A 1978-nucleotide genomic window follows, 5' to 3' on the forward strand; every position below is an offset into this window, starting at 1 on the left:
CCTCCCGTGCCCCCGGCGCGTGCCGTCCCTCGGCGTAACCGACGATGGACGAGCAGTAGGGCTCGTTGAGCGTGGTCCAGTTCCGCACCAGATCGCCCAGCGCCTCCTGTGCCACGACGGCGTAGTCGGCGAACCGCAGCGCGGTGTCGCGGACCCGCCAGCCGCCGCGATCCTCCAGCTCCTGCGGCAGATCCCAGTGGTACAGCGTGGCGAAGGGCTCGATCCCCTCGGCGAGCAGCGCTTCACACAGACGGCGGTAGAAGTCGAGGCCGCGCCGCTCCACCCGGCCCGAGCCGGACGGCAGGATCCGGGACCAGGACAGGGAAAACCGGTATGCGCTCACCCCGAGCTCGCTCAAAAGGGCCACGTCGGTCTCCCACCGGTGGTAGTGATCCGCGGCCACATCACCGGTCTCACCCCCCGCGATCGCACCCGGGACGCGGCCGAAGGTGTCCCAGATGGACGGTCCGCGGCCGTCCTCGGCCACCGCGCCCTCGATCTGGAAGGCCGAAGTGGCCACCCCGAACCGGAAACCGTCCGGGAACCGCGGGACCTGCTGCGCACTCATGAACTGCCCTTCTGGGGAACGGGAAATGGTCGAGCCGGTCATCCCTTGACGGCTCCATGCATGATTCCGCCGACGATCTGGCGGCCGAACAGCAGGAACACGGCGAGCACCGGCACCGTGCCGATGGTGGCGGCGGTGAGCACCAGCGTGTAGTCGGTGCTGTAGCCACTGGCCAAGGTGGACAGCGCGGTCTGCACCGTCGGGTTCTCGGGGACCAGCACCACCAGCGGCCAGAAGAAGTCGTTCCAGGCCTGCATGAAGGTGAACAGCCCGAGCACCGCGGCCGCGGGCCGGGCGGCGGGCAGCACCACGTGCCAGAACAGCCGCAGCGTGCCGCAGCCGTCCATCCGGCCGGCCTCCAGCAGTTCGTCCGGCACCGCCCGCTGCAGGTACTGGCGCATGAAGAACACGCCGAACGCGGTGACCAGGCCGGGCACGATGACCGAAGGCAGCTCGCCCGCCCAGCCGAAGTCGCTCATCATCATGTACAGCGGGATGACACCGAGTTCGGTGGGGATCGCCTGGGTCGCGACCACCACCAGCATCAGCACCGAGCGGCCGCGGAACTTCAGCTTGGCGAAGGCGAAACCGGCCAGCGTGGAGAACAGCACCACGCTCACCGTGACCGTGCCCGCCACGATCAGCGAGTTGGCCAGCGCCAGCGCGAAGTCGGTCTGGTCGAAGACCCGCGCGATGTTGGCCCACAGATGCCCGCCGGGCACGAGCACCGGCGGCACCCGGTCCACCGCGTCCGGTGTCTGCGAGGACACCACGAACGACCAGTAGACCGGGAAGGCCGAACCGGCGAGCACCGCCACCAGCGCCGCGTAGGTCCACGGGCTGACCAGCAGGCCCCGGCGCCCGCCCCGCCGCCGCGCCGCCCCGGCGCCGGCCGGGGTCGCTCCGGCCGGGGTCCGGGCTTGAAGCGTTTCCGTCATGTCGGCTCCCTCAGTCCGTGGAGATCCGGCGGGTCACCAGGTAGCTCACCCCGGTGATCAGCAGGGTCGCCAGCAGGAGCAGCCACGCGATCGCCGAGGCGTAGCCGAAGTCGAACTTGGTGAACCCCTGCTCGTACAGGTACAGCGCGGCCGTCTGGAACTGCCGGTCCGAACCCCCGGTGGCCGCGGCGGTGCCGGGGTTGAACAGCAGCGGCTCGGCGAGCAGCCGCATGTTGCCGGTGGTCGCGATCACCGAGGAGAAGATGATCTGCGGCCGCAGCATCGTGATGGTGATGCGGAAGAACTGCTGGCGTCCGGTGGCCCCGTCGAGCGTGGCCGCTTCGTACAGGTTGGACGGAATCGCCTGCATGGAGGCCAGGAAGATCAGCGCGTGTTACCCCGTCCACCGCCACACCACCATCGCCGCGATCGCGGTGTGGGAGGTGGCGGTGCCCGCCTGCCAGTCGATGTG

The 1978-nt window shown here is 69.8% G+C and carries 3 protein-coding genes; all 3 read right to left on the reverse strand.

Features of this window, described 5'->3' with window-relative positions:
- The coding region (locus FNH05_RS36725; RefSeq protein WP_144593433.1) for a glycoside hydrolase family 1 protein at window positions 1–568 on the reverse strand (568 nt) is incomplete at its 3' end.
- Between the two features lie 38 nt (window positions 569–606).
- The gene (locus FNH05_RS36730; RefSeq protein ID WP_144593434.1) at window positions 607–1506 is read right to left on the reverse strand and encodes a carbohydrate ABC transporter permease; all 900 of its coding nucleotides are present in this window, start codon (window positions 1504–1506) and stop codon (window positions 607–609) included.
- Between the two features lie 10 nt (window positions 1507–1516).
- Entirely contained in the window at window positions 1517–1876 is a 360-nt protein-coding gene (locus FNH05_RS36735; RefSeq protein WP_246128158.1) for a carbohydrate ABC transporter permease, read from the reverse strand.
- Window positions 1877–1978: the final 102 nt, after the last annotated feature.

This window comes from Amycolatopsis rhizosphaerae (assembly GCF_007713715.1).
GTDB classification, from domain to species: Bacteria; Actinomycetota; Actinomycetes; order Mycobacteriales; family Pseudonocardiaceae; genus Amycolatopsis_E; species Amycolatopsis_E rhizosphaerae.